General features: G+C 73.5%; 21 protein-coding genes. 11 read left to right on the top strand and 10 right to left on the bottom strand.

Annotated elements, in window-relative coordinates; genetic code table 11:
• Positions 1-13: 13 nt before the first annotated feature.
• The 3 genes from QQZ14_RS11495 to QQZ14_RS11485 are packed head-to-tail and all read right to left on the bottom strand — an operon-like array spanning position 14 to position 3,333.
• Positions 14-1,696 carry a GspE/PulE family protein gene (locus QQZ14_RS11495; RefSeq protein WP_284534433.1) on the bottom strand — a complete coding sequence of 561 codons (1,683 nt, stop codon included), beginning with the start codon at positions 1,694-1,696 and terminating at the stop codon, positions 14-16.
• A gap of 3 nt (positions 1,697-1,699) precedes the next feature.
• Entirely contained in the window at positions 1,700-2,209 is a 510-nt protein-coding gene (locus tag QQZ14_RS11490; RefSeq protein ID WP_284534432.1) for an RsiG family protein, read from the bottom strand.
• A complete protein-coding gene (locus QQZ14_RS11485) occupies positions 2,206-3,333 on the bottom strand; it encodes a type IV pilus twitching motility protein PilT (protein WP_284534429.1) in 1,128 nt (375 codons plus the stop codon). The genes QQZ14_RS11490 and QQZ14_RS11485 overlap by 4 nt, the downstream gene beginning before the upstream one ends.
• A gap of 201 nt (positions 3,334-3,534) precedes the next feature.
• Between QQZ14_RS11485 and pilM the strand changes: the two genes are divergently transcribed.
• The 7 genes from pilM to QQZ14_RS11450 all read left to right on the top strand — a co-directional run bounded on the left by pilM (position 3,535) and on the right by QQZ14_RS11450 (position 10,753).
• Positions 3,535-4,647, top strand: a complete 1,113-nt coding sequence (gene pilM / locus QQZ14_RS11480; RefSeq protein ID WP_284534426.1) for a type IV pilus assembly protein PilM — start codon at positions 3,535-3,537, stop codon at positions 4,645-4,647.
• A complete protein-coding gene (locus QQZ14_RS11475) occupies positions 4,644-5,435 on the top strand; it encodes a hypothetical protein (RefSeq protein ID WP_284534424.1) in 792 nt (263 codons plus the stop codon). Before pilM ends, QQZ14_RS11475 begins: the two co-directional genes overlap by 4 nt.
• On the top strand, positions 5,435-6,160 hold the full coding sequence (locus QQZ14_RS11470; RefSeq protein ID WP_284534422.1) for a hypothetical protein: 726 nt from the start codon (positions 5,435-5,437) through the stop codon (positions 6,158-6,160). The genes QQZ14_RS11475 and QQZ14_RS11470 overlap by 1 nt, the downstream gene beginning before the upstream one ends.
• A 3-nt stretch (positions 6,161-6,163) precedes the next feature.
• Complete coding sequence (locus tag QQZ14_RS11465; RefSeq protein WP_284534420.1) at positions 6,164-6,868, top strand: hypothetical protein; 705 nt, start codon at positions 6,164-6,166, stop codon at positions 6,866-6,868.
• A 12-nt stretch (positions 6,869-6,880) separates the two neighbouring features.
• On the top strand, positions 6,881-7,603 hold the full coding sequence (locus tag QQZ14_RS11460; protein WP_284534418.1) for a hypothetical protein: 723 nt from the start codon (positions 6,881-6,883) through the stop codon (positions 7,601-7,603).
• Positions 7,600-8,397 (top strand): prepilin peptidase, encoded by a 798-nt coding sequence (locus tag QQZ14_RS11455; RefSeq protein WP_284534417.1) that lies wholly within the window; start codon positions 7,600-7,602, stop codon positions 8,395-8,397. The genes QQZ14_RS11460 and QQZ14_RS11455 overlap by 4 nt, the downstream gene beginning before the upstream one ends.
• Before the next feature lie 265 nt (positions 8,398-8,662).
• Positions 8,663-10,753: a sensor domain-containing protein gene (locus tag QQZ14_RS11450; protein ID WP_284534415.1), complete on the top strand. Its 2,091-nt coding sequence runs from the start codon at positions 8,663-8,665 to the stop codon at positions 10,751-10,753.
• Here QQZ14_RS11450 and QQZ14_RS11445 read toward each other — a convergent pair.
• On the bottom strand, positions 10,750-13,377 hold the full coding sequence (locus QQZ14_RS11445) for a putative bifunctional diguanylate cyclase/phosphodiesterase (RefSeq protein WP_284534414.1): 2,628 nt from the start codon (positions 13,375-13,377) through the stop codon (positions 10,750-10,752). The two genes, QQZ14_RS11450 and QQZ14_RS11445, sit on opposite strands and share 4 nt — an antisense overlap.
• 182 nt (positions 13,378-13,559) lie before the next feature.
• On the opposite strand from QQZ14_RS11445, the gene QQZ14_RS11440 reads away from it, so the two are divergent.
• The gene (locus QQZ14_RS11440) at positions 13,560-15,230 is read left to right on the top strand and encodes an FAD-binding dehydrogenase (RefSeq protein WP_284534412.1); all 1,671 of its coding nucleotides are present in this window, start codon (positions 13,560-13,562) and stop codon (positions 15,228-15,230) included.
• 91 nt (positions 15,231-15,321) lie between these two features.
• Here QQZ14_RS11440 and QQZ14_RS11435 read toward each other — a convergent pair whose 3' ends face one another.
• The gene (locus tag QQZ14_RS11435; RefSeq protein WP_284534411.1) at positions 15,322-15,648 is read right to left on the bottom strand and encodes a DMT family transporter; all 327 of its coding nucleotides are present in this window, start codon (positions 15,646-15,648) and stop codon (positions 15,322-15,324) included.
• A 61-nt stretch (positions 15,649-15,709) separates the two neighbouring features.
• Here QQZ14_RS11435 and QQZ14_RS11430 point away from each other — a divergent pair, with 61 nt between their 5' ends.
• Complete coding sequence (locus QQZ14_RS11430) at positions 15,710-16,258, top strand: TetR family transcriptional regulator (protein ID WP_284534410.1); 549 nt, start codon at positions 15,710-15,712, stop codon at positions 16,256-16,258.
• Here the strand turns inward: QQZ14_RS11430 and QQZ14_RS11425 are convergent.
• The 3 genes from QQZ14_RS11425 to QQZ14_RS11415 all read right to left on the bottom strand — a co-directional run bounded on the left by QQZ14_RS11425 (position 16,140) and on the right by QQZ14_RS11415 (position 18,644).
• Positions 16,140-16,682: a nucleoside deaminase gene (locus QQZ14_RS11425; protein ID WP_284534409.1), complete on the bottom strand. Its 543-nt coding sequence runs from the start codon at positions 16,680-16,682 to the stop codon at positions 16,140-16,142. The two genes, QQZ14_RS11430 and QQZ14_RS11425, sit on opposite strands and share 119 nt — an antisense overlap.
• Positions 16,679-18,184, bottom strand: coding sequence for an AtzH-like domain-containing protein (locus tag QQZ14_RS11420; protein ID WP_284534408.1), 1,506 nt, complete (start codon positions 18,182-18,184; stop codon positions 16,679-16,681). Before QQZ14_RS11420 ends, QQZ14_RS11425 begins: the two co-directional genes overlap by 4 nt.
• 106 nt (positions 18,185-18,290) lie before the next feature.
• Entirely contained in the window at positions 18,291-18,644 is a 354-nt protein-coding gene (locus QQZ14_RS11415) for a YidH family protein (RefSeq protein ID WP_284534407.1), read from the bottom strand.
• A 48-nt stretch (positions 18,645-18,692) separates the two neighbouring features.
• On the opposite strand from QQZ14_RS11415, the gene QQZ14_RS11410 reads away from it, so the two are divergent.
• On the top strand, positions 18,693-19,499 hold the full coding sequence (locus tag QQZ14_RS11410) for a thioesterase family protein (protein WP_284534406.1): 807 nt from the start codon (positions 18,693-18,695) through the stop codon (positions 19,497-19,499).
• A gap of 6 nt (positions 19,500-19,505) precedes the next feature.
• On the opposite strand, the gene QQZ14_RS11405 is transcribed toward QQZ14_RS11410, so the two are convergent.
• Together QQZ14_RS11405 and QQZ14_RS11400 are read right to left on the bottom strand one after the other, a co-directional pair.
• A complete protein-coding gene (locus tag QQZ14_RS11405) occupies positions 19,506-20,894 on the bottom strand; it encodes a hypothetical protein (RefSeq protein WP_284534405.1) in 1,389 nt (462 codons plus the stop codon).
• Positions 20,895-20,925: 31 nt separating this feature from the next.
• Positions 20,926-22,467 (bottom strand): hypothetical protein, encoded by a 1,542-nt coding sequence (locus tag QQZ14_RS11400; protein ID WP_284534404.1) that lies wholly within the window; start codon positions 22,465-22,467, stop codon positions 20,926-20,928.
• A gap of 228 nt (positions 22,468-22,695) precedes the next feature.
• On the opposite strand from QQZ14_RS11400, the gene QQZ14_RS11395 reads away from it, so the two are divergent.
• Positions 22,696-25,200: a beta strand repeat-containing protein gene (locus tag QQZ14_RS11395; protein ID WP_284534403.1), complete on the top strand. Its 2,505-nt coding sequence runs from the start codon at positions 22,696-22,698 to the stop codon at positions 25,198-25,200.
• The last annotated feature ends 89 nt before the right edge of the window (positions 25,201-25,289 follow it).

The raw sequence follows: 25,289 nt of genomic DNA, 5'->3' as shown, positions 1-25,289 counted from the left end.
CACCGCGAGGACGTCAGGCGACGACCCGGAGGATCTCCTCGATCGAGGTGCGACCCTGCCGGACCTTGTCCCAGCCGTCGGCCTTCAGCGTCACCATGCCCTGGTCGCGCGCGACCCGGGCGATCTCGTCGGTCGAGGCGCGGGCGACGGCCAGCCGGGACACCTCCTCGGACACCGTCATCACCTCGTGCAACGCCATCCGGCCGTGGTAGCCGGTGTAGGAGCAGGATCCGCACCCGGCGGCGCGGTAGACCGTGGGCAGACCCGCGTCGTGGTCCCAGTCGAACCCGATCCGCTCCAGCTCCGCCTGGTCGGGCACGTACGCCTCCTTGCAGCGCTCGCACAGCGACCGGCACAGCCGCTGGGCGAGTACGGCGTCCAGCGCGGACCCGACCAGGAACGGCTCGATCCCCATCTCGATCAGGCGGCTCACCGCCGACGGGGCGTCGTTGGTGTGCAGGGTCGAGAGCACCAGGTGGCCGGTCAACGCCGCCTCGACCGCGATCTGGGCGGTCTCGTGGTCGCGGATCTCGCCGATCAGCACGATGTCGGGGTCCGCGCGCAGGATCGAGCGGAGCGCCGAGGCGAACGTGAGGCCGGCCTTGGCGTTGGTCTGCACCTGGTTGATCCCGGCGAGGCGGTACTCCACCGGGTCCTCGACCGTGATCACGTTGACGTCGGGCCGGTTGAGGATGTTCAGCGTCGCGTAGAGGGTCGTGGACTTGCCCGACCCGGTGGGACCGGTGGCGAGGATCATCCCGTAGGGCTTGCTGTAGGACGCCTCGAAGCGGTCGAAGTTCTCGTTGCTGAACCCCAGGTCGCCCAGACCCAGCTGGGTGTGGGAGGTGTCGAGGATCCGGGCGACGACCTTCTCGCCCCAGACTGTCGGCAGGGTGGCGATGCGCAGGTCGACCCGGCGGTTCTGGTGGGTGACCGACATCCGGCCGTCCTGCGGCACCCGCCGCTCGGCGATGTTCATGTCGGCCATGATCTTGAGCCGGGAGATCACGCCGTTCTGGATGTTCTTCGGCGAGCGGTGCGCGTCGTGCAGGACCCCGTCGATGCGGTAGCGCACGCGCAGGTCGCGCTCGGTCGGCTCGATGTGGATGTCGGAGGCGCGGTCGGTGATCGCCTGCGAGATCAGCAGGTTCACGAACCGCACGACCGGTGCCTCGTCGGTCACCTCGGTCAGGTTGCCGAGGTCGTCGGCGTCGTCGTCGGCCTCCAGGTCGGAGGTGATGTCGTGCAGCTCGCCCTCGGCGCGGTAGACCTGGTTGATCCTGGTCTCGATGTCCGCGCGGTTCGCGACGGCGAACCGGACCCGCGCGCCCGTGAGCCGGCTCAGGTCGTCCTTGAGCTCGATGTCGCCGGCCTGCCGGAGCGCGACCGCGACCAGGATCTCGTCGTCCTCGCGGGCCAGCGGCAGGATGCCGGCCCGGCGGGCGAACTCGGCCGGCACGGCGCTGACGGCGGCCATGTCGACGATGAAATCCGTGAGCTCGACGTACTCCAGGCCGGCTGCCTCCGCCGCGGTCCGCATCACCGTGGCGCGGTCGACCCAGCCGAGGTCGACGAGCACCTCGAGGACGGTCTGGGAGCGCTCGGTCGCGAGCCGGCCCGCCTCCTCCACCTGTGCGGCGGTGACCAGGCCGGCGGCCGCCAGTGCGGACACGGTGTCCGTGCCACGACGCGCCACCGCTCAGCCCTCCGGGATCAGCGCGAGCGCGGCCGACGGGTTCGCGCGGTAGCGGATGATGAGCTCGGCGGTCGCCTCGTCGATGCGCTCGTGGAGCGCCCGGCGGTACGTCGTCAGCTGCTGCTCCGCGGCCGTGAGCCGCTCCACGACGTCCGCGACCTGCTCCGGGTCACGCGGGTCGACCTCGTCGCCCCACATCGCGGCGAGCTCGGGCAGCTCGGGGAGCGGCTCGGCGGCGCGGATGCTGACCAGGGCCCGCCGAGTGCCGCCGGTGCCGGTGTCGCCCAGGACCCGCACGAGGTCGTCGACCGAGAGCGGGTGGTCGGAGGCCGACTCGGCGGCCAGCAGGTCGAGCCGCGCGTGCACGAGCCGCCGCCAGTAGGACACCCGGTCCTCCTCCGCCTCGAGCCGTTGCCGGTAACTGCGCAGCTCGTCGAGGTGCAGGCCGGCGAGCAGCTCCGAGGACATCGCGTCGACGACCGGGCGACGACGCGGACCCGCAGCGGGGCTCATCGGACCGGCTCCGCGTCGACCACGGCCGGGTCGACCCCGGCCCGCTTGAGCATGACGGTGAAGTCGTGGGTGTTCGAGCTCACCAGCTTGGCGTCGGCCACCGAGACCGAGCCGTCGAGGACGAGGCGCACGAGGTGCTGGTCGAAGGTCTGCATGCCGGAGTAGCCGCCGTCGGCCACGATGTCGGGGATCGTGTCGGTGCGGTCGGGATCGGCGACGGCCTCGGCGAGGCGGGGGGTGTTGACCGCCACCTCCATCGCCACCACGCGACCGTCGCCGTCGGCGCGGGGGACGAGCCGCTGGCAGACGATCCCGCGCAGGGAGGCCGCGAGGCCGAGGCGCACCTGCTTCTGCTCGTGGGGAGGGAAGAAGTCGATCACCCGGTTGATGGTCTCCTTCGCGTCGGTGGTGTGCAGCGTCGACATCACGAAGTGGCCGGTCTCGGCCGCGGCCAGGGCGGCGCGGACCGTGTCGGGGTCGCGCATCTCGCCGATGAGGATGACGTCCGGGTCCTGACGCATGGCGGCCCGCAGCGCCACCGACCAGTCGGCGGTGTCGGTGCCGAGCTCGCGCTGGTTGACGCTGGCGACCTTGTCGCGGTGGATCACCTCGATCGGGTCCTCGATCGTCAGGATGTGCACGGCCCTGGCCTCGTTGATCGCGTCGACCATCGCGGCGAGTGTGGTGGTCTTGCCCGACCCGGTCGGGCCGGTGACCAGGACCAGCCCCCGGGGCTCCAGGGCCAGCGACCGGATCACGTCGGGGAGGGCGAGGTCGGCCAGTGACCTCGGCTCGTCGCCCACGAGCCGCAGCACGCACCCCACGGTGCCGCGCGAGCGGAAGGCGTTGACCCGGAAGCGGCCGATGCCGCCGACCGCGAGCGCGTAGTCGGCCTCGTTGGTCTCGTCGAAGTGGCGTGCGACGTCGGGAGGCATCGTCTCGCGCACCAGCGACTCGACCGCCTCCGCCGTCATCGGGTCGACCTGGAGCGGCACCAACGATCCGGAGATCCGGATCCGGGGTGCGCTGCCGACCTTGATGTGGAGGTCCGAGCCGCGGTTGACCACCACGGCCTGGAGGTACGGCGCGATCTGGAGCGTCGTCGCCTCCGGGGAGCTCGTCATGTCCCCTATGTACCACGCCCGGGGCGACGTACGCGCGCGCGGCGGAGCCGCGGCGGACCTGGAGTCGACCTGGCGTGGACCTGGTGTGGACCTTCGGAGCAATCTGCGGCCCGGCCCTCAAGTGCACCCGGACTCCGGCCGATGACCTCGGTGACGCACTGCGCCTCCTGGTCAGTGCGAGGCGCCTACTCGGAGTGACCCTTGTCCCGGAACCTGGTCGGACTCGACATCGGGAGCTCGGGCGCGCGCGCAGCCGAGGTGGTCCCGGGCGGACGACGCGCGAGGCTACGGCGGTTCGCCAGCGTCCCGCTGGCGCCCGGAGTGGTCCGGGCCGGCGCGGTCGCCGACGCGGCGGCGTTGACCGACGCGCTCAAGAGCCTCTGGGCCGAGGGCCGGTTCCACAGCAAGGACGTCGCGCTCGGCATCGGCAGCTCCGGTGTGCTCGTGCGCCAGCTCGACCTGGACTGGATGCCCGCGGCCGACTTCCGCAAGGCCCTGCGCTTCCAGGTCCAGGACGTGCTGCCGTTCTCGGTGGACCAGGCCAACCTGGACTACCACCTGCTCGAGGAGCTGGAGGTGCAGAACGAGGACGGCACCACGCGCCGGGTCTCCCGGATCATGCTGGTCGCCGCCGCCCGCGAGGTGGTCGACGCGTTCGTCGACGCCGCGAAGCGCGCGGGCCTCCGGGTGGTCGCCGTCGACCTGCTGCCGTTCGCCCTGCTGCGGGCCCGCACCGGCGAGCCCACCCTGGACGCTGCGGCCACCGAGGCGATCGTCGACGTGGGCGCCGACGTCACCTCCGTCGTGGTGCACACCGGCGGTGTGCCGCGATACGTCCGGATGATCCCCGGCGCCGGAGGTGACAGCGTCACCGAGGCGATCCAGGAGCGCTACGGCTGGACCTGGGAGGAGTCCGAGCGCACCAAGGTGTACGTCGGGCTGCCCGGCCACGCCCACCTCGACCCGCTCCAGCGCAGCGTCGTCGGCGAGCCCCACGACGGGCTCGACCACGCCGCTCAGCGGGTGGTCGCCGAGGCCGTGGTCGAGCTGGCCGACGAGATCGGGACCACGCTGGACTTCTACCGCGACGCCGCCGAGGAGCGCCGCGTGGAGCGGGTGCTGCTGTCCGGGGCCGGGTCCCTGCTCGGTGGCTTCGCCGAGCAGCTGTCCGCGCGGCTCGCGCTGCCCGTGGAGCGCCTCGACATCCGCAATCAGGTCAAGGCGTCCGGCCGACTGCGCCTCGACCGGCTCGAGGACGCCGCCGTCGCGAGCCTGGCGGTGCCGACCGGCCTGTGCGTGGGGGCGTCGCTGTGAGGCTCACCCACCAGCGCGCCCGCATCCGGCCCGTCGCGGACGTCGACGCCACGATGCCGGCCGTCAACCTGCTCTCCCAGTCCCAGTTCGACCGGCTCGCGGCGCGGCGCCTGCGCCAGCGCTTCCTGGCCGCCGCGTTCGTGCTGGTCCTGCTCGTCGGCCTGGGCTGGGGTGCCCAGCACGTCCGGGTGTCGCAGCAGGAGAAGCTCGTCGAGGTCGAGCAGGCCCAGAGCCAGCGGCTGACCGCGCAGACCGAGCTGCTCGCACCCGTGCGGACCTTCGTCAACGGCGTCGCGCTCCAGGAGCGCACCGTCGCGGCGACCATGGCCGGCGAGGTGTGGGTCAGCGACGTGCTCGCCGGCGTGCGCGACGCGCTCCCGGTCGGCGCCCGGCTGACCACGCTCGCGGTCGCGGTCACCGGAGCCGCCGTACCCGGTGCGGCCCCGGCGACCGACGGCGCCGCCTGCCCCGGCCCCGACCCGTTCAACACCCGTGTCGTCGTGGGCTGCGTGCAGCTCTCCGGCACCGCCACCAGCCGCGCCGAGGTCGGCGAGCTGGTGATCGCCCTCGGCCACTCCGGACTGTTCGTGGAGCCGTTCATCTCCACGACGACCACCGCCGACAGCGAGGCGGTGACCTTCAGCGGGTCCGTCGGGCTCTCGGAGAAGGCCTACAGCGGCCGGTACGGCGACCCCACGGTCCCGACCGCGCCGGGCGGACCCGCGGCGGCGCCCGCTGCCGGGGAGACCGACGCCGCGACCCAGGCCGACGGAGGAGGGCAGCCCTGATGGACCTGACCTCACCGACCGCGACCAAGGTCCTGGGTGGCCTCGGGCTGCTCGTCGTGGCCGCCCTCGGCTGGACCGTCGCCGTGGGACCGGAGACCTCCACCTTGGCCGAGACGCGCCAGTCGGTGGCCGACATCCGCGACCAGAACGCCGTCCTCACCACCCAGCTCGCCTCGCTGGTCAAGCAGCAGCAGCAGCTGCCCGAGACCCGGCGCACGGCCCGGCGGATGGCCCAGAAGTTCCCGGCCACGGCCGATCAGCCGGGGTTGTTCGAGGCCGTCACGACGGCTGCCGTCGACGCCGGCATCGGCGCCCAGGGCGTCACCACGCTCACGCCCACGCCTCCGGTGATCGGCGCCGCCGGTGTCGCAGCCGACGGCGCGGCAGCGGACGGCGCGGCAGCGGGCGGCGCGGCAGCCGACGGTGCGCCAGCGGCCGGCGCGGCCGGGGCTCCGGCCGCCGGTGCACAGTTGGCGCGCCAGACCGTGACCGTCGCCGTGACCGGCAGCTACGACCAGACGCAGGTGCTGCTGGAGAACCTCGAGCACATGCCGCGCGCCTACCTCGTCACGTCGGTCTCCGTGAGCGGCGACCCGGCTGCCGGGGTGTTCACGACGTCGATCACCGGCGACATGTTCGTGATGTCCCCGGTTGAGGACCCCGACGACGCACCCGCCGCCGGCACGACCACCGGCACCGCCGCCACGACCGACCCGGAGGGATGACCCGTGGATCTGCTCGCGAACGCCGACCTGCCGGCCCTCGCCGGGGGCCTCGGCCTGATGCTCCTGTCGCTCCTCGGGCTGCTCGTGCTCCGCACGACGCGCCGGCGCGCCCGGCCGGCCGCGACGGTGGAGACCGACGAGCCCCGGGGCGCCGAGGACGGGGACGACCACGTGGGCGAGCCCGACACGCTCGCGCCCGCCGGGCGGAGCGTCGAGGTCCGCACGTTGCGCGCCCAGGTGCAGTGCCTGGAGGCGGCCCTGGCGCAGCTGCCCGAGCCGGCACACGACCCGGCCGGCAACACGACGGACGCGGCGACCGTCCTGGCGTCGTCCCGTGCCCAGGTCCGGGCCACCGTGCGCGCGGTCTCCAGCGACTGCGCACCCGGTGTCGACGCCCGCTACGTCCTGGACCGGCTCACCGCGGCCCTCGACCGGCTCGAGCAGCCGGGCGGACTGACCCGACCGGTGCTGCCCGGGTCGCGGGTCGCGGCACTGGCTCCCGTCGCGCGCCCGGTGATCGACACGCCGGCCGACCCGCCCCTCGCGCTGCACCCGGACCCGCCCGTCGACCCGCCCACGGATCCGCCCGTCCAGCAGGTCGGCGAGCCTCCGCTGCCCGACGAGGACGAGCACGTGGTCCCCGTCCCACCGCCGGCCGTGGTCGAGCCGCGCCGGCAGCGCCGGCGGCTGCGCCGCTCGGCCGCGTGAGGGAGGACCGTGATGGACGACGTGCGCAGTGGCGCCGACTTCACCGACCTGTCGCGCCGGTACGCCGAGCGCGGTGACCTGCGCCGCGCCGCGCTCGCGGCCTGGGCGGCGGACGTGCATGTCCTCGAGGAGCTGCTCTGGGAGAACGGGCTCGACCAGGCTCCCGAGCCGCTCCTGCAGCTCGCCGCGATCGGCGACTCGATCGCTGAGGCGATCGGGGCCGTGGCCACCCAGCCCCGTGGCGCCGTCACCGTGCGGTCGATCGTCGAGGCGGCTCGGGGTGCGATGGTGACGACGTTCGACGAGTCGGTGCACGGACTGCTCACCGGGCGGCTGGCCGACCTCGCCCATCTCGACGATGCGCTCCCGGCTCTCCCCGGTGACGCGGCGTCGCCCGCCGGCGACCGCCTGGGAGCACACTCGGCCGACGAGCTCGTGCACGAGCTGCGGGTGGCGGCCGCCGACTGCTCGGCGATCGCGGACCAGCTGGCGGCCGAGGGCGAGCGGGACGCCGCCGCGCGGCTGGGTGACCAGGCCGACTCCGCGTCCTTCGAGGCCTACCTCGTGCAGGCGGCAGTGGACGCCGGTGACCACGAGCTGGTGACCGTCGACCTCCGCTGGGACCTGGCCGCCGCGCGGTCCGCACGCTCCGGCCTGGTCCGCGACGACCTCGTCGCCGTGCTGGGCACCGCCGAGCAGCAGCAGCTGCGCGCCGCGATGGAGCCGGTGCGGTGACGCCCGCCCTGCCCGCCGTCGCGCTCGTCACCCTCGGCGTGCTGGGGCTGCTGATCGGCTCGTTCCTCAACGTCGTGATCCACCGGGTTCCCGCCGGCCTGTCCCTGGTCTCGCCCGGTTCGGCCTGCCCCGCGTGCGCCCACCCGGTGCGCCCCCGCGACAACGTCCCGGTGCTCTCCTGGCTGGTGCTCCGCGGCCGCTGCCGCGACTGTGCCGCCCCGATCGCGGCTCGCTACCCGCTCGTCGAGCTCACCTCCGGCCTGCTGTTCGCCGGTGTCGGCTGGCGCTTCGGCTCCACGCCGTACGCCGCCGCCGCGCTCGTGGTCGCGGCCGCGGGCGTCGCGCTGTTCGTGATCGACCTCGACCACCGACGGCTGCCGTTCGCGATCACCGGCGCGATGGCCGTCGGCACGGTGATCGCCCTGGCCATCGACACCGCTCGTCACGGCGCCGAACCGGTCGTGCCGGCGCTCCTGGCGGCCGGCCTCTGGCTGGCGGTGTACGGCGGCATCTGGCTGCTCACCGCCGGACGCGGCATGGGGCTCGGCGACGTGGCGCTCGCCCCGGTCCTCGGGCTGGCGCTCGGTTGGCTCGGCTGGGGTCCCGCCGTCGTCGGCCTCGGCAGCGGCTTCGTGGTCGGTGCCGTGGTCGGCATCGCCCTGCTGCTCTCCGGCCGCGCCCGCGCCGGGTCCCAGGTGCCGCACGGGCCGTTCCTGCTCAGCGGCGCCGCGATCGGCATGCTCGCGGGCGAGCCGCTCGCGGCGGCGTACCTTCGCCTCGTCGGCCTCGGCTGACTCCGAACCCAGCGGCTCGCGCGCTCAAGCGGACTCGCGTCGGAGCCGATGAAGAAGGCAACAACAGGGGGAACCGACGCACGGCGCCGCAGGGCACTCTCCTGCCGACCGGGGGGCGACAGCGACATGATTCTGGAATTAGTTCTCAGGACCGGAAGGATCGGCCATTAGCATGACGGGGAACGGCGCGGTGCTGGGCGAACCGCTCGTGTCACTCGCTTCGGGAGCAGACGATCTCGTGGCCTGTTCGCCGTCCGGGGGAAAGATGCGCGAGATCGACCAGGGGCAGCTCTTGGCGAGCATCGCCGCGACCTCGCACGACTGCATCCTCTCGCTGGACACCGACGCCGTGATCGCGTGGGCGAGCCCCGCGATCGAGCAGGTCCTGGGCTGGCGGGCCGGTGACCTCGCCGGCCGCGGGTTCGCGGTGCTGTTCCCGGGGGACGGCGGCGACCGGCGCGACGCCGCGGTCGCCGGGCTGCTCGCGGGCGACCGGGTCGAGCCGTACATCGACCAGGGCCTGCGCCGCGACGGATCGACGTTCACGGCCCAGGTCACCCTCGGGCCCGTGCGCGGGCCCGACGACGTGATCACCGGCGTGGTCGTGATCCTGCGGGACGTGACGGCCCAGCTGCACGAGCAGCGCGAGCTCGCGCTCGCGCTGGAGATGTCGCGCGCACACTTCGACCAGGCCACCACCCCTCAGGCGATCCTCGACCTGCACGGCCACCTCGAGTCGGTCAACCCGGCCTGGTGCGAGCTGTTCGGGCACGGCGAGGGCTGGTTCGCCGACTGTGAGGTCGTGGACCTCGTCGACCCGGTGGACGCGGAGGACGTGCTCGCCCGGTTCGAGCGCCTCGGAGCCGGGGAGATCGACTCGATCAGCTACCGCGGCCTGTTCCGCGACTCCGAGGACCGCGAGCTCAGCCTGGTCCTCGACGCGGCGCTGCTGCGCGAGCCCGGGGGCCGCCCGTACGCGATCGCCGCGTCCGTCGGCGACCTCGACGACGGCGACGACCTCGACGGCTGGCTGGGCCGGGTCGACCGCGTCGGTCCGGAGGTCGACCACGGGGACCGGGCGGTCGGGGACGACGACACCGCCGATCCCGACGTGGCCCGGGTCCGCATCACCGAGGCGTTGGCCCGGCGGGCGTGGGAGACCGCCGTCGTGATGGACCGCCGGCTGCGGATCGTCTACGTCTCCGGTGCGCTGGCGCGCCTGCTGCGCCTGCCTCCCGAGGACGTGCTGCTCGCCCGCGGCCCCGACTTCCTGCACCCCTCCGACGCCCGGGCCGTCGGCGGCCTGCGCGGCCGGCTGCTCGCCGAGCCGCGCAGCGCCGAGCACGTCGTGATGCGGGTGCGCGACGGCGAGCAGCGCTGGCGGTGGATGGAGATCACCGCGACCAACTGCCTCGACGACCCCGAGATCGGCGGCATCGTCGCCAACCTGCGCGACGTCACCGAGCGGGTGCGCACCGAGGAGGCGCTGCGGCTCTCCGAGGCGCTGCACCGGGCGATGGTCGAGACCGCCCAGGAGGGCATCATGGCGACCTCCCCGGAGGGGAAGGTGATGTTCACCAACGAGACCGCCGCCGACATCGTCGGGCGGACCGTCGAGGAGTTGTACGGCGCGGACCCGCGCGAGCTGTTCGGTTTCCCCGAGCTGCGCTCCGCCGAGGAGGTCGCCTCGCACGAGGTCGTGCACCTGCGTCCCGACGGCAGCGAGCGGATCCTCGAGGTGTCGCGCCGCCCGCTCAACAGCCGCAACGGCCACCTGGGCTCCCTGGTGTCGGTCTACGACGTCACCGACGCCCGGCTCGCCGAGCGGGCGCTGCGCCGCCGCGCCCTGCACGACCCGGTCACCTCGCTGCCCAACCGCTACCTGTTCTTCGACCGCCTCGAGACCGCCGCCGCCCGGCAGCGCCGCTTCGAGGGTCGCGGCACCGCGGTGCTGTTCGTGGACCTCGACGAGTTCAAGCAGGTCAACGACGGGTTCGGGCACGAGGCCGGCGACACCGTGCTGCGCGAGGTCGCCGAGCGGATGCTGGCCTCGGTGCGGGGGACCGACACCGTCGGCCGCCTGGGCGGCGACGAGTTCGCGGTGATCTGTGAGGACACCGGCATCGAGGAGGCGCTCGTCGTCGCGCAGCGCATCCTCGACGCCTGCCGGGAGCCGGTGCGGGTCGGCGGCCGCGACCACGTGACCAGCCTCAGCATCGGGATCGCCGTGGCACCGCCGTACGGCTTCGACGAGCTGGTCCGCCGGGCCGACGAGGCGATGTACCGGGCCAAGCAGCGCGGCGGCGGCCGGGTCGGGGTCGCCGACCAGGACCCGGGCCCCGGCAGCGAAGGCTAGACGGCGCTCGAGCCGTCGGCGGCGAGGCGCGCGGCGACGAGGACGCCGCCGTGCGCGGAGCAGTCCGCCGGGTGGTCGCCGTACGCCAGCGTCAGCCGGGCCGCGCCCTGCAGCCGCGCCCGCAGGTCGGACGAGACCTGCTGGCTGAGCAGCGGCCGGGTGACGTGGCCGAACTCGGCGTGCACGCCCACCTGGTCGCTGGCGGCGCCGAGACGGCGCAGCGCCGCCCCGACGACCTGGTCGTAGCGCACCGGGTCGAGACCACCGTCGGCAGCGGTCACCTTGCGCAGCGTGTCGTAGGCGTCGAGCTCGACGAGCTGGCCGCGGGCCAGCATGCTCGCGTGCAGCGGACCGAGCGCGCGGGCGAAGCCCTCGCGGCGGGTGTCGGTCGCGACGACCAGCCAGGCCTGTCCGGCCTCGAGGCCGCCGCGCAGGCAGCAGGCGGTGGTCCGGGCCGCGGCGACGACGGGCTCCACCCGCCGGGAGCGCCGGAGCGGGCGCGCCGGCGCGACCGCCTCGGCCGGGACGAGCCGGGCCATCCGGGCCGCGGCCCGGCTGCCCGGGAGCTCCGACATGGGCACGGCGGGGCTCCACCAGAAGCCCTGCGCGCGGGCGCAGCCGAGGTCGCGCAGCAGGTCGCGCTGCGCCTCGGTCTCGACGCCCTCGGCGATGGTCTCCAGACCCAGCCCGGTCGCGAGCCGGATGATCGACTCGACGATCGCGCGGTCGCTGGGCTGCTCGACGGAGTCGCGCACGAACGAGCGGTCGACCTTCACGCCGGTCACCGGCAGCTCCCGCAGGAAGCTGAGCGAGGAGTAGCCGGTGCCGAAGTCGTCGAGCGAAACCCCGGCGCCGAGGGCTCGCAGCCCGGCGAGCGAGGTGCGCGCCGCGTCGCGGTTCTGCAGGATGGCCGTCTCGGTGATCTCCAGGACCAGCGCGGAGGCGGGCAGCCCGGAGCGGTCCAGCGCCGCGGCCACCATGTCCACGAGCCCGGTGTCGTCCAGCGACCGGGCCGAGAGGTTCACCGCGACCCGCACCCCGGGCGCGAGCTCGCCGGTGCTGAGGGCGGCGGCGGTCTGGTGGCAGGCCCGGTCGAGGACCCACCGGTCCAGGTCGGAGACGAAGCCGTGCGCCTCGGCGAGCGGCACGAACGTGCCGGGCGGTACGGCGCCCCGCACCGCGTGGTGCCACCGGGCGAGGGCCTCGACGCCGACGATCCGGTCGGTCCGGATGTCGACCACGGGCTGGTAGTGCAGCTCGAGCCCGTCGGCGTCGAGGGCCGCGCGCAGGTCGGCGGCCAGCAGGCGCTGGTCGGCGGCGAGCCGGGCGAGCGCGGGGTCGAAGACCTGGCTGCGCGAGCGGCCCCGGGCCTTCGCCTCGTACATCGCGGCGTCCGCGCGCTTGAGCAGGGTCTCCGCGTCGCAGTCCAGCGGCGGCGAGACGGCGATGCCGACGCTGGCGCCGATGCGCACGGCACGGTGGTCGACCGCGATCGGCGCGCTGATCGCCGCGATGACCTGCTCGGCCACCCGGCCGGCCGCCTCGACGTCGGTGCCCGGGCAGACCAGCACGAACTCGTCGCCGCCGATGCGCGCGACGGCGTCGATCGGCCGGGCCAGCGTCCGCAGCCGGAGTGCGACCTCGGTGAGCACCCGGTCGCCGGTCAGGTGGCCGTGCACGTCGTTCGCGGCCCGGAACTGGTCGAGGTCGAGGAGCAGTACGGCGACCGGGTCGCCGCGGCGGCGCCCCTCGGCGAGCGCCTGGGTGAGCCGGTAGGTCAGGAAGGATCGGTTGGGCAGCCCGGTGAGCGCGTCGTGCATGGTCTGGCGCACCAGCTCGGCCTCGAGCTCGAGCCGGTCGCTGATGTCTCGGGCGACGACGACGAGCCCGCCGACGTCGCCGTGCTCGTCTGGGATGGCGCTGACGCTGATCGACACCTGCGCCATCCGGCCGTCGCTGGTGCGCCGCAGGGTGTCGAGCCCCTGGATCGGCTGCCCGGAGCGCACCATCGCGAGGATCCGCCGCGGCTCGTCGGAGCCCGGCGGGTGGAGCGCCGCCATGTGCTGGCCGACCATCTCGGAGGCAGGGTAGCCGTAGAGCCGCTCGGCGCCGTCGTTCCAGGTCGCGACCCGGCCGTCCACGGTGGTGGTGAACACCGCGTCGGCGACCGAGTCCATGATCCCGGCGAGCCGCGCGACCGAGGCCTCCGCCTCGCGCAGCGACGTCCGGACCCGGGCGTGCTCGATCGCGCGCCGCAGCAGCCGCAGCCAGTCGCCCTCGAGGTCGCCCTCGCGCAGCACCAGGTCGGCGAGGTCCTCGAGGGAGTCGGGCACCACGCAGTGGTCGTCGACGACGAGCACGGTGGCGGCGCCACCGGCGCGGGTCCGCAGGGTGTGGGCGACGTCGGCGGCGATGACGTCGGGCGTCCCGACGTGGGCCAGGACGCAGTCGAAGGTCCCCGCGGCGAGGGTCTCGAGGGCGGCGGGGAGAGTGGGAGCGTGGGTCGCGAGCACCTGGTCGGTGAGAGCGTTCAGGCTCGCCGACAGCAGCTCGCCGGCCCCCGCCCCGTTCACCACGAGTACGGCGGGCGGGCAGAGCGCCGGTGGCACCACTCCGCTCAACACCAGGTCTCCCTCCCGAGATCCCTTTCGGCGCCTCGGGAGTCCTCCCAAGCATTTCCCCCAAGGCGGAGTCCAGTGTGGCCGGTGTGACAGGTGTTCCGCACGAATACGGACAAATCTGTCCAGACCGGCCTCACCGTGGACACCGGCGCCGGGGTCCACGGTGCGTGCGAGGATCACCGCTCGTGGACACCGATGTGACCGAGGGTGCCGATGTCATCGTGGTCGGCGCGGGACTGGCGGGGCTCACCGCCGCCGCCGAGATCGCCGACGCCGGCAGGCGGGTGGTGCTGCTCGACCAGGAGCCCGAGCAGTCGCTGGGCGGGCAGGCGTTCTGGAGCCTCGGCGGCCTGTTCCTCGTCGACAGCCCCGAGCAGCGCCGGATGGGCATCAAGGACTCGCGTGAGCTCGCGATGCAGGACTGGCTCGGCAGCGCGCAGTTCGACCGCGCGGAGGACCGCTGGCCGCGAGTCTGGGCCGAGGCGTACGTCGACTTCGCCGCCGGCGAGAAGCGCGCCTGGCTGCGGGCGATGGGACACCGGCTGTTCCCGGTCGTCGGCTGGGCCGAGCGCGGCGACGGCCGCGCCGACGGGCACGGCAACTCCGTGCCCCGCTTCCACCTGACCTGGGGCACCGGCCCGGGGGTCGTCGAGCCGTTCGAGCGCCGGGTCCGCGAGCACGCGGCCTCGGGGCGACTCCGGCTGGCGTTCCGGCACCGCGTGGACGACCTGCTCGTCGAGGGCGGCGCCGTCGTGGGCGTGCGCGGCAAGGTGCTCGAGCCGAGCTCGGTCGCGCGTGGCAAGCCCAGCAGCCGGGTCGAGACCGGCGACTTCGAGCTGCGGTCCCAGGCCGTGGTGGTGACCAGCGGCGGCATCGGCGGCAACCACGACCTGGTGCGCAAGACCTGGCCCGCGCGGCTCGGGACGCCGCCGAGGACGATGGTGGCCGGCGTACCGGCCCACGTCGACGGCCGGATGCTCGGCATCACCGAGGCGGCCGGTGCCAGCGTGATCAACCCGGATCGGATGTGGCACTACGTCGAGGGCCTGCGCAACTGGGACCCGATCTGGGATAACCACGGCATCCGGATCCTGCCCGGGCCCTCGTCGCTCTGGCTCGACGCGACCGGCCGGCGGCTGCCCGCGCCGTACTTCCCGGGGTTCGACACCCTCGGTACGCTCGCGCACCTGCGCACCACCGGCTACGACTACTCGTGGTTCGTGCTGACCCAGAAGATCATCGAGAAGGAGTTCGCGCTCTCCGGCTCCGAGCAGAACCCCGACCTCACCGGCAAGGACGTCAGGCTGCTGCTCTCGCGGGTGCGGCCCGGTGCCCCCGCGCCGATCGAGGCGTTCAAGCGGCACGGTGAGGACTTCGTGGTCGCGGACTCGCTCGGTGAGCTGGTGGCCGGGATGAACCGGCTCGCCGACCCCGAGGCGCCCGCTCTCGAGGAGGCGGCGCTGCGCCGGCTGATCGAGGCGCGCGACCGCGAGATCGACAACGACTACGGCAAGGACGCCCAGGTGACCGCGATCCGCGGGGCCCGGCGCTACCGCGGCGACAAGCTGATCCGGGTCGCCACCCCGCACAAGCTGCTCGACCCCAAGGCCGGCCCGCTGATCGCCGTACGCCTCAACATCCTGACCCGCAAGACGCTCGGCGGCCTCGAGACCGACCTCGACGGCCGCTGCCTGCGCGCCGACGGCGAGCCGTTCCCCGGCCTCTACGCCGCCGGCGAGGTCAACGGCTTCGGCGGCGGCGGGATGATGGGCTACAACGCCCTCGAGGGCACGTTCCTCGGCGGCTGCCTGTTCTCGGGCCGTGCGGCGGGCCGCGCCGTCGCCCGCGCCCTCTAACCCCGTCGATTCGTGACTTCTGCACGTTGAGTCGGGACTTCTGACGGTCGAGTCGGGAGTTCCGACGTTTGAGTCGGGAGTTCTGGCCGGGTCAATGCGAGCCGGCGAGATTCAGCCCGAGAACGCCGACGACGATCATCGCCAGCGACAGCACCTTGAGCCAGCCGAGCGACTCGCCGAGGAACGCATAGCCGGCGACGGCGACCAGGGCCGTGCCGACGCCGGACCAGATCGCGTAGGCGACCGAGACGGGCATGTCCCGTACGACGATCGTCAGCAGCCAGATCGACACGCCGTAGCCGACGAGCACGACCGCGCTCCAGAGCGGGTCGGTGAAGCCGTCGGCCTTGGGCAGCAGGGCCGTGGAGACGACCTCGATCCCGATCGCGGTCATCAGCAGCACCATGGCGGCGAACACGTTCCACACTTCCTTCAGACGTAGCGAGTGCTACAAGCGTAGCACTCGCTACACTCGGGCCATGGGGCGTCGCGAGGAGCTGCTCGACCAGGTCACCGACCACGTGCTCGTGCACGGCCTGATCGGCCTGACGCTGCGGCCGGTGGCGGCCGCGATCGGGACCAGCGACCGGATGCTGATCTACCACTTCGGCAACCGGGACGCGCTGGTGTCGGCGGTGGTGGTCAGGTCGGGCGAGCGCTCGATCGTGGAGGTCGACGCCCTGCCGGCCGCCCCGAGCGTGCGGGCGGCGGTCAACCGGCTGTGGGCGGCGTACGGCACCGAGCCCCTCAACTCCTGCCTGGACGTCTACGTACAGGCGGCGGCGACGGGGCTCTTCGGCAGCGAGCCCTACCTCACCGAGGCGCGCGCGAGCAACGAGCGCTGGGCGGCCGCGCTGCGCGACTACCTGGTCCGCAGCGGTGCCCCCGCTCGGCGGGTCGCCCGGATCGTCACCCTCGTCGACTCCGCGCTGTACGGCTTCCACCTGGACCTCGCGACCGACCGGCCCGACGAGCTCGCTCGCGGGGTGGACGACCTGGCCCGGGCGGCGCAGGCCATCGCCGGCTGAGGTCCCGACTCGATCGTGAGCCAGCAGACCGTCTGGGGCCGGTCGTCTCACGTCGAGACACCAGGAATGGCTGCAGACCGAGTCCGGGGACAGCCACTTGTGGTGCCTCGACGGTCCCGGGGCGCCGGGCCACGACCCGGTCGAGCCGCGCCCACAGGGAGGCGGTCAGGCACAGCGGGCACGGCTCGCAGGACGTGTAGAGCACGCATCCGACGAGCGAGAAGACCCGCAGCGACGCGCACGCGCGCCGGATCGCGCTGACCTCGGCGTGCGCGGTCGGGTCGAGGTCGCGGGTGACCCGGTTCTGCCCCTCGGCGACCAGCGTGCCGTCGTGCACGATCACCGCGCCGAACGGCCCGCCGCCGGCGGCGACGTTCTCGACGGCGAGCTCGACGGCCCGCGAGAGCCAGTGATCGTCGGTCATCGGATCTCCTCGAGTGACACGGCCAGCTCCAGCAGGTCGCGGTCCCGGCCGGGAGCTGCGACCAGGGAGACCCCCACCGGCAGCCCGTCGCGGGTGGTGCGGGGGAGCGAGACCGCGGGCAGGCCGGCCAGCCCGGCCAGGCAGGTCAGGGACATGGTCGCGTCGCGCACCGCCTGCAGACCGGTGCCGACCAGCGGCGCGACGGAGGAGGACGACGGCAGCACGAGCACCCGGTCCCCGACCAGCTCGCGGATCCGGCGCCGGGCCTGCTCCACGACCCGCAGCGCCGCGTTGGCGCGGTCCTCGCCGATCAGCGACGCGGCCTCGAACCGGCCGCGCACGTCGGCGCCGAGCGTGTCGAGCCGGGTGGTCAGCCAGCCGCCGCGCTCGCGCCACGCCTCCCAGGCCTGCAGCGCCTGGAACGCCGCGAGCCAATCCGGCAGGTCCGTGAGGTCCCAGTGCTCGCGGACCGCCCCGACCGAGGCGGCGAACGAGTCGACCACGAACACGACGTCCTCCTCCGCCAGCGCCGTCAGGCCGCCGACGGTGACCAGGTCGCGGCGCACGTCTCGTGGGCGCTCCGGCAACAGCACGTCGCCCACCGCGGCGAGCAGCGACGCCGACCGGGTCAGCCAGCCGACGGCGTCGAACGACGGCGCCAGCGCGAGCAGGCCCGTACGCCGGACCGCGCCGTGCGTGGTGCGGATGCCGTGGAGCCCCTGGTACGACGCCGGCACCCGGATCGACCCGCCGGTGTCCGTCCCGAGGCCGATCGTGGCGTGCCCGAGCGACACCGCGCTGGCCGAGCCCGAGCTCGAGCCGCCGGGGATGCGCAGCGGGGCGCGGGGGTTGGGCGGCGTACCGCTGTGCACGTTGGTGCCGGCCAGCGAGTAGGCGAACTCGTCGGTCCGGGCGATGCCGCGCACCGACGCACCGGCCTCGAGCAGGGCGCCGACCGCCCAGGCGTGCGAGCCCTCCACCCAGGCATCGGCGAGCCAGGCCGGGTTGCCGGCGCCGATCCGCTGCCCGGCCACGGCGTACAGGTCCTTGACCGCGACGCTCTCGCCGTCGAGCGGCCCGGCGCCTGTCGGCGGCACGAGCGGGTCGCCGACGACCCGCCAGATGTGGGTGTCGAGCGCCGGCGCCGGCGCCGACACGTGTGCGGCGGTGACGACCCACCCGTCGGCGGTGCGCGCCCACAGCTGGGTCTGCAGGCCGCGGCCGCCGCGCTCGAGCTCGGTCACCGCGACCACGAGCGCGTGGTCGTCGTCGACGACCTGCACGTGGGTCTGCACGATCCGCCGTGCGGGGGTGCCGCCGCGGGTGCTGCGGAACGCGCTGATCGTGTCGTGGCCGACCAGGACGCCGTTCGCGTCGCCGCGCAGCGTGGTCGGTCCCGGCGCGAACAGCCCGACGAGCGTCGGCACGTCGTCGGCCATCAGGGCCCGCTCGTACTCCCAGAACGCCTCGACCAGGCCGTCGGGCACGCGCGGTGCGCTCACGCCGGCACCTGCGCGGTCACGACCGCGATGGCATCGAGGCGCGCGGTCGGGATCGACGCCTCCCTCGGGGTGTGTGACACCTCTTCGTCTCCTTACGGCCCGGGCCTCATACGAAGGCGACGGCCAGCAGTGCTGCGCCGATGACCACCGCGATCGTGAGCACGAAGCCGAGGCCGAAGCCCGGCAACGGAGTCCGCATGCGCATCGCGCGCTCGACGCGAGCCCAGCGCACCAGTGCGAAGACCGTGACCAGCGCACCGAAGAGCACGAGCACGACCGCGAGCGTGGTCCGCACCCACTCGGTGCCGGGGAGCCCGAGCGCGTGCAGGGCGACGCCCCCGGCGAGCATCGCGAGCGCGGTGCGCACCCAGGCGAGGAAGGTCCGCTCGTTCGCGAGGGTGAAGCGGGGGTCGGGCTCCTCGCCCGGGCCGTAGACCCAGTGCGGCCGCCGATCGCTCATGAGGGACATGGTGCCGCATCGCCGGATACCGCCTTCTAGGCTCCACGCGTGACCTACGAGTTCGACGAGCAGATCGCCGTGACCCGGCAGGACGAGGCGACATACGGCGCGGACCTGGCCGCTGGCTGGTCGGTCGGCGGCGGCATCAACGGCGGCTACCTGCTCGCGGTGGTGGGCAACGCGCTGCGGCACACGCTGCCCGACAAGCCCGACCCGATCGTGATCTCCGCCTACTACCTCTCCGCCGCGGTGGCGGGCCCGGCGACGGTGAGTGTCGACGTGCGCCGCGACGGCGGCAGCGTCGCGACCGCCGCGGCCGACCTGCGTCAGGGCGACGACGTGCGGATCACCGCGCTGGCGACGTACGGCGACCTCTCGCGCCTCGGCGACGACGTGCGCACCACGGCCGACGAGCCGGACATGCCGCCGCCGGGCCGGTGCGTCCCCAACACGATGGCGCCGCCGGAGGTGCGTGCGATCGCGCCGTTGATGGACCGGTTCGACATGCGCTTCCACCCCGACCACATCGGGTGGGCGGTGGGGGAGCCGAGCGGCAACGGCGTGCTGAGCGCGTGGTTCCGCCTCGTCGACGGGCGCGAGCCCGACCCGCTGTCGCTGCTGATGGTCGTCGACGCGCTCCCGCCGGTCACCTTCGACCTCGGCATGCCGGGCTGGGCTCCGACGCTCGAGCTGACCGCGCACGTGCGGGCCCGGCCGGCGCCGGGCTGGCTGCGGGTGCGGCACGCGACCCGCAACATGGCGGGCGGCATGTTCGAGGAGGACTGCGAGGTGTGGGACTCCGCCGGGCGGCTGGTCGCACAGAGCCGTCAGCTGGCCCGGCAGCCGCGTCCCTGACCCCCGTCAGGCGGTTTCGTCGAGCCTGGTGACGAAGGTGTCGAGGGCGCGTTGGATGGCGGCCGTGCGTTCGAGGTCGCGTGCGGTCGCGGCGTCGATGACGTGGGTGCCGGTGTGGTCGACGTGGCGGTGGAGTCCGTGGGGGGTGCGCCAGAGGTAGCTGTCGGGGCCGAGTTGTCGGATCCGGTAGCCGAGGTGGGTTTTCGCGCGGTGGCTGGTGCGGCCCAGGGGGGCGGCGTTGTGGTCGCCGGTCTGGCCGGGTGGTCCGTGTTCGTCGTACTCGACGGGGTGGTCGATGTCGACGTGGCGGCTGATGCGGGTGGCGTGGGGGAAGACCTCGCCGACGGTGCGCAGGTGGACGCGTTCCTTGACGGTCTCGGGGTGTTCGTAGGCGTTGACCCGGGTCCGGTCGTGGAGGTCGATGACGGGCTTGAGGTCGACGTGGGCGTGGCCCAGGAGCCGGGTGACCTGGTCGAGGAGCAGGGGGCCGAGGTCCTCGACCCGGGCGACGCCGTGGCGTTGGAGGGCGGCTTCGTGGAGGTGGACGTAGACCACGGCCCGGGACCGCCGACGCCGGGCAGGTTGCTGCGGCGTCTCGTCGGGAGTGGGTGGGTCGAGGAGGTCCAGGACGCGGTCGGGGTGGGCGAGCCAGCCGAAGGCTTCGGCGCGGAGCTCGTCGCGGGTGGCGTCGGCGGGGAGGTGGGGGACCAGATCGCGGCGCGCGTCGAGGGCGTCGGCGATGCGGTTGACGAGGTGGTCGACCCAGACCGCGGGTCCGGCCTCGAGGTGAGCGATGACGTGGCGTAGCCCGTGTTGGTCGGTGCGGGAGAGGCCGACGTAGCGGCGGCGCAGGTGTTCGTCGAGGTGGGCGGCGTAGCGGGCGGGGTCGGCCTCGATGATCTTGGCGCGGGCCAGGTCGAGGACCCGGGCGGGGGACTCGCCGGCGATGGCGTCGGCGACGGCCGCGTCGACCAGGGGGATCTGGAACTGGTCGAGGTCACGGGAGAGGGTGGCGACCTTGCGGGCCACCCAGGGCTCGCACTCCAGCGCGGTGACCACGGCCCAGGTGCGCGGGAGGCGGTGGCGTAGGTCGAGGACGTCGGCCATCGCGGCGCGCAGCGCCAGGGTGTGGGTCTGGCGGGCGACCGCGAGCTCGGGCAGGCAGAGGTCCTGGACGAGCGGGGTGCCGTCGCCGCCGATCTCGACCAGCCGGTCCACCCCGCACCAGACCCGTTGCCCGCCGGGGCCCCTCCGGGGGTCGGTGGCGTGCAGGTCGGCCCACTGGGCGATCAGCAGCAGGTCTTCGACCTCGGCCGCGCGGCGCTGCCGCAGCGTGTGCTCGGCGGCGGCGAGGACGCCGGCGGCGTCCAGCTCGTCGATCGGGACCGTGACCATGCTGCAGTATATGCGAACAAACATTCGAAGATCAAGAGCTGCGGAGATCCCGGTGAACTGATCCTGGTGGACCCCGCTCAGATCGAGACGAGATCCCGGTCGTGGATGGCCGGGCCCCGGTCCAGCCACCACTGGGCGCTGAGCTGGGTCTCGGGGTCGTCCGCCTTGTCAGCGGGCCCCCGAGTCCCGCGTTGACCAGGGCTCGGGCACGCACGGTGGGGCGCTCCTCGACGATCGCGCGGTGGACCACCTGGTCGCGCCGGCCGCCGTCGCCGAGCCGCATCAGCACGGTCCAGGCGCGGGCGGCGAGCAGCTCGTTGTCGTCGGCCGCGAGCCGGAGGCAGTGGCGCGCGGCGGCCGGGGCGTACGGCGAGGCCGCGATCAGCAGCGCCGCGTGGTGCCGCCGCGGCTTGTGCGAGTGCAGCAGCGCCTCGCGCAGCAGCCGGCGCAGCATCTGGTCGGGCTCCTGCGCCTGGTGGGACGGGGTGTCGGCCTGGATGGCCGGGGCGATGTCGGCGATCAGCGACGCCGCCCGGGCAGCGGGCACGAGCTCGTCGCCGGCCCGGGCGTTGGTGACCAGTCCGAAGGCGCGGCGGGTCCGCAGTCCGCCGGCGACCCGCTCCCAGGAGTGGTCGGGCAGCCGGACGGCAAGGTCGAAGGCGTCGAGCCGCCCGTCGAGCGACTCGCCGCGTCGCAGCGCGCCGAGCACGTGTGACTCCAGGAGGGGGAGCGCGCTCTCGTCGAAGTGGCCGCGGGCGAGCTTGATCGCGGCGACCGAGGAGGCCGCGCGACGGAGGTAGACGTTGTCGGTGTCGGCCGACAGCAGCCGCAGGGTCAGGTCGGCGGCCGCGCGGTCGGGCACCTCCGCGAGCAGGTTCAACACGGGCGCGACGACCTGGGCGTCGGGGGCGGTGACGAACCGGCCGATCGCCATCAGCAGGTGCTGCCGGGCGATCGGGTGGCCGATCAGCGTGGCCGCGGCCTCGTAGCGGCGTACGTAGCCCGGCCCCACGGCCCGCCCCAGCTCGCCGACCAGCTGCTGGGTGACGTGGGCCCACTCGCGGTCGCGCAGGAACACCTTGTCGTAGCGGTTGAGCTCGTCGGTCAGCCGCAGCCAGTGAGCGCCCGTGGCCATCCCCTGCTCGCCCCGGTCGAGGAGGCTCTCGACCTCGGCGTTGTTGAGCGGTACGTCGTGGGCGGTGTTGCGCCGCACCGACGGTCCGCCTGCGAAGGACCGCCGCAGCCCGTTGGCGACCGCGACCAGCCACCCGACGGGCAGGCCGAGCACGGACTCGTACGTCGCCGTCACCGCCGCCGGCAGCGGCTGCAGGCCCGACTCCCAACGAGACACGCGCGAGGCGTCGACCGCGATGCCCCGCTCCTTGAGCGCCGCGATGAACCCGTCACGCCGCGCCAACTCGGGATCGGGCCCCAGCAGCCGGGCCACGGTGAGCAGCCATGCGACGCGCTGCTCGCACCCGACCCGCCCGGAGCTGAGCGTGTGCGGGTCCTCGGGAAGCCGCTGCGGGCGCCCGCGCCGACGCCCTGGCGACGGCGTGGCCTCCTCTGACATGATCCCCCGATCGTCGGGTGTCCGTGCGGCACACTCTCCGCCACCCGCGACCCTTTATTGCAGGTTTCGCCGAACGCTGCAACAACCGCCCCGTGATGTGGCCAACATCCCTAATGTCACTTTCGGCACTCGGGATCCGTATGCGAGTGCTGAACACGGGACTCTCGGGTCCCATGTAAAGGGCACGGGGGAACTTCCCGGTCCATTCACTCCGGAAGGAACACACGCATGAACAGCAGCGGCATCAAGCGGGGTCTGGCGGTTTCCGCCGTCTCCGCTCTCGCGGTGGCCGGTATCCCGGCCCTCGCTTCCTCGGCCAGTGCGGCCGCCGGCGACACGATCACCGTCGTCTCCACCGGCCCCGCCCGCAACGGCGGCGACCTCGGTGCGGACGTGGTCCTCCGCGTCAAGGACGGCACGGTTGCGGCTGGCGACCTCGCCCTCACCGCGACCAACAGCGACGCGGTCGGCAGCCAGAACAACGGCAGCCAGAACGCCACCATCGACGGCGTCAGCGGCCCTGTCAACGACCCGGCCGACAACGCCTACGAATTCCTCACCGTGAGCATCGAGGTCACGACCGCGGCCGACGGCGACACCGCCGCGTTCCGCATCATCGACAACGACGGCGCCGTTGCCGGCTCGCTCGAGGCCAGCGAGGCCCGCGCGAACGTCTCGGTCACCACGGCCGGTGCCGCGTCGAAGCTCGTCGTCGCCCCCGCCACCCAGTCGGCGCCCCAGGGCCTCGAGAGCGGCGCCTACACCGCGACCGTTCAGGACTCGGCTGGCCGCACCACCCAGCTCCTGGTCGGCGAGTCGATCGCGGTCACCTCCGACGCTGACGTCACCGTCAACGAGTCCGGCAACGCGATCACCGCTGACGAGATCTCCGGTGGCACCGACACCTTCACCGTGACCCCGGCCGCCGCTGCGGCGCTCGGCAACCACACGATCACCCTCGCCGGCCCCGGCACCGTCGACACCACGGCGACGGTCAACGTCACCAAGTCGGCCACGCTGGACGCCAACATGGTCGACATCGTCACCGGCGCCGACTCGTGGGACGGCTTCGGCGGCGGCAACTTCGGCGCGCCGAACACCCTGGTCCGCGTGGACCAGGGCACCGTCAAGATCGACATCAAGGGCGGCGCGGCCAACGCGAACAGCACCGTCTCGCTGACCGCGACCGGCGGCGGCCTCACCTTCGGCGGCAAGGGCTCCACGACCGTGGCGACCGTGCTCGACGCCTCGGGCAACGGCTCGCTGACGATCACGCCCGACGCCGGCACCATCCAGGACGGCGACACGATCGCCATCGGTGGCTCGTTCCCCGAGACCCTGGAGTTCGACCGCGCCACGGTCAGCGACGTCGTGCCGACCGCCGACCTGTACTTCTCCAAGGTGGGCGGCTCCACCGACGTGACCGTCAAGGTCGTCGACCAGTTCGGCCTGCCGGTCACCTCGGGCTTCGTGACCGCTGCTCGTACCGGCGTCAACGCCGCCGCGGACGCCACCCCGCAGAAGAAGGCGGTCGGCGCCGACGGCTCCACCACCTTCACGTTCACGGACACCAAGGCGACCGACGGCACGACCGAGGACGTCAACGTCAACTACTACGCCGACCAGTTCTCGGCGACGCCGGACTTCTCCGAGGTTGGCGTGGCGACCATCAAGTACACGACCGACGGCATGGGTGCGAACTTCGTGACCAGCCTCGACGGCAACAACACCGAGGCCGCGGACTACAACGCGGGCAAGACGGTCGTCGTCCCGCTGGCCGACACCAAGGCCGACGACGAGGCCGGCATCAACGAGTCGGCCGACCTGGTCCTCACCACCGGTGGCGAGCCGGGCGCGGCCATGACGATCTCGGTCGACAACGGCGCGCTGATCCTCGAGCCGGGCAAGACCCTGCTCTCCGAGGGCAAGCCGTCGGTCACCGTCACCCTCGACGGTGGTGGCCTGCTCCCGGCGGGCTACCGCATCGCGGGCACCAAGTCCGGCGTCGTCACGGCGACTCTGAGCGCGGCCAACCGCACGGAGACCGCGGCGCTCACCGTGGCCCCCGAGACCGACGTCAGCACGGCGCGCAACGTGACCGTCAGCGGCCCGGCCGAGGTCGAGTCCGGCACCACGCAGATCCCGTTCGTCGCGGTCATCACCGATGGCTTCGGCAACCCGGTCCAGGGTGTCCCGGTGTGGGACCTGAACATCCAGGTCACCGGCCCGGCGCAGTTCCAGGACAGCGACGCGCGCACCGACGCCAACGGTCAGATCCACCTCAACGTCCGCGTCGACGCGGGCGCCGTGGGCGACGTGACCATCAAGGTCGACGGAATGTACGAGCAGTTCGGCGCGGCTGCCGACCAGCTCTACGCGGGCTCCGCCGCCAACAGCGCCAAGGGCCTGCCGGCCTCGGCCGCCGAGGCGACCGCGACCACCACGGTCAAGGCTGCTCCTCCCGTCGTCACGCAGCTTCCGATCAACCTGAAGCTGTCGGGTCGCGGTGCCAAGATCGACAAGATCCACGCCAACGCCAACAACCGCGCCGCCGGCCTCAAGGCCGTTCTGTTCAAGAACGGCAAGCGGGTCAAGTCGCACGTGCTCAGTGCGTCCGGTGACTGGACCTTCAAGGTCAAGGACACCAACGGCATGCGCAAGACGAAGTACACCGTGAAGGTCCGCCCGACCGCCGCGACCCTGGGTGCCACGAAGTCCATCCGGATCAAGTGACCCAGTAGTTCGTCAACGAGCGGGCTCCGGGACGGAAGAGTGACCGTCCCGGAGCCGGCTCCCCCCGGGGGCCCTGCTCCCGCAACCCC

Origin of the sequence: Nocardioides sp. T2.26MG-1 (genome assembly GCF_950101795.1) — a bacterium.
Classification (GTDB): domain Bacteria; phylum Actinomycetota; class Actinomycetes; order Propionibacteriales; family Nocardioidaceae; genus Nocardioides.
This window is presented reverse-complemented; position numbering and strand designations above follow the sequence as displayed.